The following is a 6,792-nucleotide window of genomic DNA, read 5'->3' on the forward strand; positions in this document are numbered from 1 at the left end:
GACTACATCCGCACCCCCATTGGCCGCTTCGGCGGCGCGCTGGCACCGGTGCGGGCCGACGACCTTGGGGCGATCCCGCTCAGGGCGCTGATGGCGAAGCACGATCTCGACTGGGCGGCGGTGGACGAAGTGATCTTCGGTTGCGCCAACCAGGCGGGCGAGGACAACCGCAACGTCGCGCGCATGTCTTCGCTGCTGGCGGGGCTGCCCGAGACGGTGCCCGGCACCACGATGAACCGGCTCTGCGGGTCGGGCATGGATGCGATCATCACTGCCGCCCGCGCCATCAAGGCGGGCGAGATCGACCTCGCCATCGCCGGTGGCGTCGAGAGCATGTCGCGCGCGCCCTTCGTGATGCCAAAGGCCGAGAGCGCCTTCAGCCGCTCCAGCGAAATCCACGACACCACCATCGGCTGGCGCTTCGTCAATCCGCTGATGAAGGCGCAGTACGGCGTGGACTCCATGCCCGAAACCGCCGAGAACGTGGCCGAGGATTTCAACGTCAGCCGCGAGGATCAGGACGCCTTCGCCCTGCGCTCGCAGCAGAAGGCAGCCGAGGCGCAGGCCAACGGCCGACTCGAGCGCGAGATCACCCCGGTGAGCATCCCGCAGCGCAAGGGCGATCCGGTCGTGGTCGACCGCGACGAGCACCCGCGCGCCACCACCGCCGAGGGGTTGGCCAAGCTCCGAGGTTTCGTGAAGCCCGGCGGCACGATCACTGCGGGAAACGCCTCAGGTGTGAACGACGGGGCGGCGGCGCTGATCCTTGCCTCCGAGGCGGCGGCCAAGGCGCATGGGCTCACCCCCGTTGCCCGCGTGCTGGGCGGGGCCACCGCCGGCGTCGCGCCGCGGATCATGGGCTTCGGCCCGGCGCCCGCGTCGCAGAAGCTGATGGCGCGGCTCGGCCTCGCGGCCAGCGATTTCGCGGTGATCGAGCTCAACGAGGCCTTCGCCTCGCAGGGGCTCGCGACGCTGCGCGAGCTCGGCATTGCCGACGACGACCCGCGGGTGAATGCCAACGGCGGTGCCATCGCGCTTGGCCACCCGCTCGGCATGAGCGGCGCGCGCATCACCGGCTCGGCGATGCTCGACCTCAAGCCGGGTGAGAAGTCGCTCTCGACCATGTGCATCGGCGTGGGGCAGGGCATCGCCATCGCGCTCGAGGCGATCTGACCTTGACGATGGAAGGCCTGCCCGAGGGCGGGCCTTCGCGCAAGACGCTCAGAGCGGGTCGCGTTGGGCGGTGAGCCTGACGATCCGGTCGCGCGCGGCATCGGCAGCCTGTTGCATGGCCGATGCGATCTCGGACACCTTGGGGTCCTCGCTCACCCGTTCCAGCAGCCGCACGCTTGATTCCGCGACGCTGGCGAGGTTGGCAAAGGCGTGCAGCGCATCGCCGAGCGCGGCGTCCTTCGGGTCGTCGCTGGTCAGACCTGCAGCAAGGGGGACCTCGATCTGCCGGCAGAGCATCAGCACCGTGGCGACCGCATGGGCGCGACGCTCCAACGGCAGGATCTCGACTTCCCAGGCGGTGGCCTCTTCCTCGCGGCGGCAGAGGCCGGTAAACGCTGCAGTCTCGCCGGCGAAGGCGCGGGCGAGCGCAAGGTCGGCGCGCTCGCGCTCCGGGCTCTGCCATCGCTCGGCCCAGACCTGCCCGCAGATGTCGGACAGCGCGACCTCGAGCAAGTCGAGCCCGCTCTGGTTCACCGCGAGGATACGGCCCTCGCGGTCGATCACCATGGCACACACACGCGTCCGCGCGGCGATATGGCCAAGCATCGCGACGGTTGTCTCGTCGCTCATCAGGTCACGGCTCAGAATCACGTCAACCACCCCCGCTCAAATCCGCGGGAGGATTTTAGCGCGGAAAATAAATCGATTTAAGAGGTCAAGTGCCGGTCAGTCGCTTTTTTGCTGCAATTTTGCAAAGGCGGTCTTGAATGCCTGCTCGATGGAGGAGGCCGAGAACGGTTTCTGGACGATGGTGCAGGGCGGGTAGGTCTCCATCAGCTCGGCCGCGGCGCCGTAGCCGGTGGCGAGCACGAAGGGCACCCCAGCCGCGTAAAGCGCCTCCGCCACCGGCAGCGACTGCTCGTCGCCGAGGTTGACGTCAAGCAGGGCAAAGTCGACGCGGTTGGTCTCGAGCCACGTGAGCGCGGACGACACCGAGGAATGCGTCTTGACCTCGGAGGCGCCGAGATCCTCGAGCGTCGCCGCCGCATCCATCGCGATGATGAGCGAGTCCTCGACCACCAGCCCGGTGCCGCTCAGCCGCAGGGCGCCATCCCCGACCGCGGCGCCCGGGGCGGGGGCCGCAGGCGCGCTGCCCGGCTGTCGCACAATCTGCGAGATCACCGTGGAGGGCAGGCGGAAATGGGCCTCGACGCCGGTCATCTTGTAGTTGATGTCGGCATCGCCCTTGAGCTCGTGCGGGATCGAGCCCTCGATGATCATGGTGCCGAAGCCGCGGCGCTTCGGCGGCGTGACCGGCGGGCCGCCGCGCTCGATCCAGTCGATGAGCATGCCGCCGCTGCTGTCCTCTCTGAGCTTGACGTGGACCCGGCCGCCGGTGTCGCAGAGCGCGCCGTACTTGATCGAGTTCGTGGCCATCTCGTGCAGCACCAGCGCCATGGTGGTGAAAGCGGTCGAGCCGATCAGCGCGTCGGGGCCCTCGATCAGCACCCGTTCGGTCTTGCCGCTGGCATAGGCGGCGAATTCGCAGGTGATGAGGTCCCGCAGCGAAGCGGGCTCGAACTGCTCGGAGGTGAGCTGGTCATGGGCCCGCGCCAGCGCCTGTATGCGGCCGTCGAGGTTGGCGGTGAAGTCCTCGAGCGTGGTGGCCGAGGATCGCGACTGCGCCAGCAGCCCGCGCATCAGATTGAGGATGTTGCGGACCCGGTGGTTGAGCTCTGAGATCAGCAGTTGCTGCTGCTCCTGCGCGCGCTTGCGCTCCAGGTTGGCGGCGTCGGTGACCTTGAGAAAGACCTCGAGCAGCACCGTGCGCAGCCGGTCGGCGGCGTGCAGCTCCTGCGGCGACCAGGGTGCGCAGCGCCCGGTCACGGTCTCGCGCCAGGCCTCGAAGCTCTTGCGCGGGGTCAGCCGGTGGCCGTTGGGCCCCACGATCGCGGGCTTGGTCGGATCGCCGGCCCAGTTCACCGTCTCCTCGACCTGGCGCCGGGTCAGCACGAGATAGTCGCGCGGCCGCTTCGAGATCGGGATGGCAAGGATGCCGGCGGTGCGGGTGGCGTAGTCGCGGGCGGGCTCCACCAGCTTGCCGAGGCAATCGGTCTGGAACACCGACGAGCCGATCGAGCGGTCGAGGAAGCGCGCCATCGAGCGGAACTCCCCTTCGCTGGGGACCGAGCCGGTGGCGTTGAACTCTTCGTTCTCGAAAAGCACCAGCCCGTCATGGGGGATCACCTGCCGGATGTCCTCGGACACCGCGAGCAGGCTCTCGGCCATGGGACGGCCGTTCGCCATGTGGCCCATGAGCAGGGTCTGCAGGCGGCTGGCCTCGTGCTCGGCACGCTTGCGCTGCCCGTCCTCGAAGCGCGACAGCTCGTAGGAGAACATGTGCGCGAACATCTCGATGGCGGTGCGGCGCTCGTAGTCGATGTAGCGGGGGCTGTGGTGATGGCAGGCAAAGAGCCCCCAGAGATCGCCGTCCTTCATGATCGACACCGACATCGAGGCCTCGACGCCCATGTTGCGCAGGTACTCGATGTGGATGGGCGACACGGCGCGGGTGACCGCCAGCGACAGGTCGATCGGCCGGCCGTCGAGCGACGCGCCGGGGGTGATCGGGGTGCCGGGGTCATTCACGTCGGCGATGAGCCGCAGCAGCGAGCGCTTGTAGAGCGCGCGGGCCTGCACCGGAATGTCCGAGGCGGGGAACATCATGCCGTCGTATTTCGCCATGCCGTCCGAACGGGTCTCGGCCACGACCTTGCCCGAGCCGTCGGGCTGGAACTGGTAGACCATGACGCTGTCGAAGCCCGAGAGCTCCTGCAGCGCGCGCGCGGCGGTGCGGGTCAGGGCGAGCAGGTCGCGGTTGCGGCTGAGCGCGGCGATCTGCGGGTAGACCTCGGCCAGCACGTCGCGGCCGCTCTGCGACATCTTGGGCTCGAACTCGATGACCAGCATGTCGTCGGAGCCATGCACCGAGACGTCGAAGGCGCGCCCGCTGGCACACATGGTGACGTTGAAGAGCCGCAGCACCCCGTCGGGCAGCTCGACCACGCGCAGGTTCCGGCGGATGCGGTCGAAGGCGTCCGACACGATAAGCTCGTGCAGGGGCCGCCCGAGGGCATCGTCCGCCGAAACGCCGAGGATCTCGCCGAGGTTCTCGGAGGCGTGCTGGACGATCCAGTCCGACGACAGCGCGATCAATGCGCCGTAGGACTGTACCTTCCCGAGCTGGTGGATGGGTTCGCGATCGCAGTTGGTAAGGTCGACGGCTTGGCTGGAAACGTGGCGGGGCGTGTCGACAGTCATGGGCGAGGGTCTTTCGTCATCGGGGTTGCGCCAGGGCCGCCCGTTGGAACAGTGCGAAGCCGGTGTTCGTGTCCTTCACGATACGCTCGGCCCTTGAGCTGCCGGTTGCCACATCGTCGAGCATCGCGCAATGGCGTCGCCACAGGTCGGGCGCGGTGCCGGTGAGGAAGTACTGCGGCACCTCCTCGCGCTTGCGGTCGCCGAAGAGCTGGCGGCGCATGGTCTCGGTCCCAAGACGCGAGCCCAGCACGAGGTAGTCGACCGCAAGCGGGTCGAGCGGCTCGGCGGGCTCGATGGCGGCGGGCGTGCGTCCGAGGCCGCGCAGGTCGAAGGCCAGCCGCCCGATGATGTCGGTCAGTACCAGCCCCGAGAGCAGCACGTCGCCCGCGGCACGACTCTGCAGCAGCGCGGTGAGCGCGCTGTGCTGCGTGGCAAGGAACCACGGCAGTTGTCGGTCGGGTGCGCGGAGAAAGCCCTCGAACAATCGTTCGGCGCTGTCATGGTCCGCCCGACTGCAATGTCTGAGGAGGTGTCTGAAGGAGATGGGAGTGTCTACGATGGTCGGGGCGAGGGCCGTCTGGTTTTCCAATGTCTTCTGAGCGCCGTCTGCAAGCATACCTGTTCAGAAGTTGACAACGCGCTAAAGCTGCATCGGTTCCGTCGCGGCACAAATTTTTTCCAGGGGGCCAGCTTTTTTCGCGGCGGGTGTCCCAATACCGGTTGCCGGTCCGGTCCAAGCGGAAAACCTGCCCGGCGGCGCGTCTTCGCCCGGGCCGGTGGCGGGGCGCATCCGCCCACCAGCTCGACGTTGAGCAGGGCGCAGCGGCGATCGTTGCGGACCACGGCGAGGGCCGCGTCGAGCGCCGGGCGCAGCTCGTTCGGGTGCGAGACCCGGCGAGCCCAGGCGTTGCTGGCCTCGGCGACCTTGCAGAACTCCGGCGAGGGGCTCAGCCCGGTCAGCGGCATGGCATTGGCGCGCGAGGCGGCGCCGTCCGGGTAGAGCCCGGTCACAGAGTGCCGCACCGCGCCCCATTCGCCGTTGTTGAGGATCACCACCAGCACCGGCAGCGCCAGCGCCTCGGCGATCTGGTGGCAGGCCACGGGGTTCGAGAACATGTAGCTGCCGTCGCCCATGGTCGCGATGCAGAGCCGGTCGGGCTCGGCCAGCTGCGCGCCGAGCGCTGCCGGGAAGGACCAGCCGAGCCCGCCGGAGTGTGGCTCCTGGAACCACGAGCGGTGGTCGCGGCGGGGCAGCGGCCCCAGCATCGTGCCGAGCTCCGAGAACACCGAGCTTTCCAGGCCGAGCGCGTCCAGCGCCTCGCCGAGGATGCGGCTCACCGAGGGCTTGGTCAGCCGCTCGCCCGCCGGTGCGGTGGTCTCGATGAGTGTCCTTTGCCGCGCGAGGCTCTGCTCGGCGAGGCGGTCGCGGCGGGTGTCCACGAGATGCTGGTCTCGGGGCAGATCCTCCATCGCGGCGATCAGCGCGGGCAGGGTGCGGGCGCTCTCGCCGCAGATCGACAGGTCCGAGCGGAAGTTGCGCACCGGAAAGCGCGAGAACAGCGGGTCGGGGCCGATGTTGACGATCCTGGCATCCGCACGCGGCTGGTGGGCGTCGGGCATCCACGGTGCGAGACAGTCGAGGATCACCACCACGTCGGCCTCGGCCAGCCAAGGGCCCGGGTCGGCGCCGACGTGGCAGGGGTGGTCGGTGGCAATGGCGAGATGCGTCGCCCACCACGAACAGACCCCGATGCCCCAGGCGTCGCACCAGCGCGCGAAGGCGGCGAAGCTCTCGGCATCGCCCGCGCCGCGCTGCGCCACGATGAGGGGCCTCTCGGCCCCGGCCAGCCAGCCCGCCAGTGTGGCGATGGCCTGCGGGTCGGGCGCGGGCTCCACCGCCGCCATCGAGGGCGCGCGGTCGAGCCCATCCGCGGGGACTTCCTCGCAGAGCACCTCGCGCGGGATCGAGAGGTAGACCGGCCCTTTGGGCGTCGAAGTGGCGATGGCGTGGGCGCGGTCGAGCAGCTCGGGGATCTGCTCGGGGAACTTCAGCTCGTAGTCCCACTTGGCGGCCTCGCGCACCAGCGCGGTCTGGTCGCGCATCTCCTGTCCCCAGCCGATGGGAACGGTGCGGGCGCCGAAGCGGCCGGCCTCGGTCACCGGGGTGCGGCCCGACATGAGGATCATCGGGATGTGCTCGCAGGCGGCGTTGATGGCACCGATGGCGCCGTTCGCGAGACCCACGTTGGTGTGCAGCATCACCGCCTGCGCCTTGCCGGTCATCAGGTAGTAGCCATG

5 protein-coding genes are annotated in these 6,792 nt (G+C 69.1%); 1 reads left to right on the forward strand and 4 read right to left on the reverse strand.

What is annotated here, in order from left to right; all coding sequences use genetic code 11:
* A partial coding sequence (gene pcaF / locus HC022_RS16070; protein WP_175583611.1) for a 3-oxoadipyl-CoA thiolase occupies positions 1-1,173 on the forward strand: 1,173 nt, incomplete at its 5' end.
* Between the two features lie 48 nt (positions 1,174-1,221).
* On the opposite strand, the gene HC022_RS16075 is transcribed toward pcaF, so the two are convergent.
* From HC022_RS16075 to HC022_RS16090, 4 genes are all read right to left on the reverse strand, one after another.
* Positions 1,222-1,803 (reverse strand): PAS domain-containing protein, encoded by a 582-nt coding sequence (locus HC022_RS16075; protein ID WP_167453106.1) that lies wholly within the window; start codon positions 1,801-1,803, stop codon positions 1,222-1,224.
* Between the two features lie 96 nt (positions 1,804-1,899).
* A complete protein-coding gene (locus tag HC022_RS16080; RefSeq protein WP_167453107.1) occupies positions 1,900-4,494 on the reverse strand; it encodes an HWE histidine kinase domain-containing protein in 2,595 nt (864 codons plus the stop codon).
* A 16-nt stretch (positions 4,495-4,510) separates the two neighbouring features.
* Entirely contained in the window at positions 4,511-4,978 is a 468-nt protein-coding gene (locus tag HC022_RS16085) for a biliverdin-producing heme oxygenase (protein ID WP_167453108.1), read from the reverse strand.
* Positions 4,979-5,046: 68 nt separating this feature from the next.
* A partial coding sequence (locus HC022_RS16090; RefSeq protein WP_254885122.1) for a thiamine pyrophosphate-requiring protein occupies positions 5,047-6,792 on the reverse strand: 1,746 nt, incomplete at its 5' end.

The organism is Salipiger sp. HF18 (genome assembly GCF_011806505.1).
Classification (GTDB): Bacteria; Pseudomonadota; Alphaproteobacteria; order Rhodobacterales; family Rhodobacteraceae; genus Salipiger; species Salipiger thiooxidans.

Excerpts from the sequence above, each read along its gene's own strand:
- HC022_RS16075 (WP_167453106.1), bottom strand. The coding sequence starts at position 1,803 with ATGAGCGACGAGACAACCGTCGCGATGCTTGGCCATATCGCCGCGCGG.
- HC022_RS16080 (WP_167453107.1), bottom strand. The coding sequence starts at position 4,494 with ATGACTGTCGACACGCCCCGCCACGTTTCCAGCCAAGCCGTCGACCTT.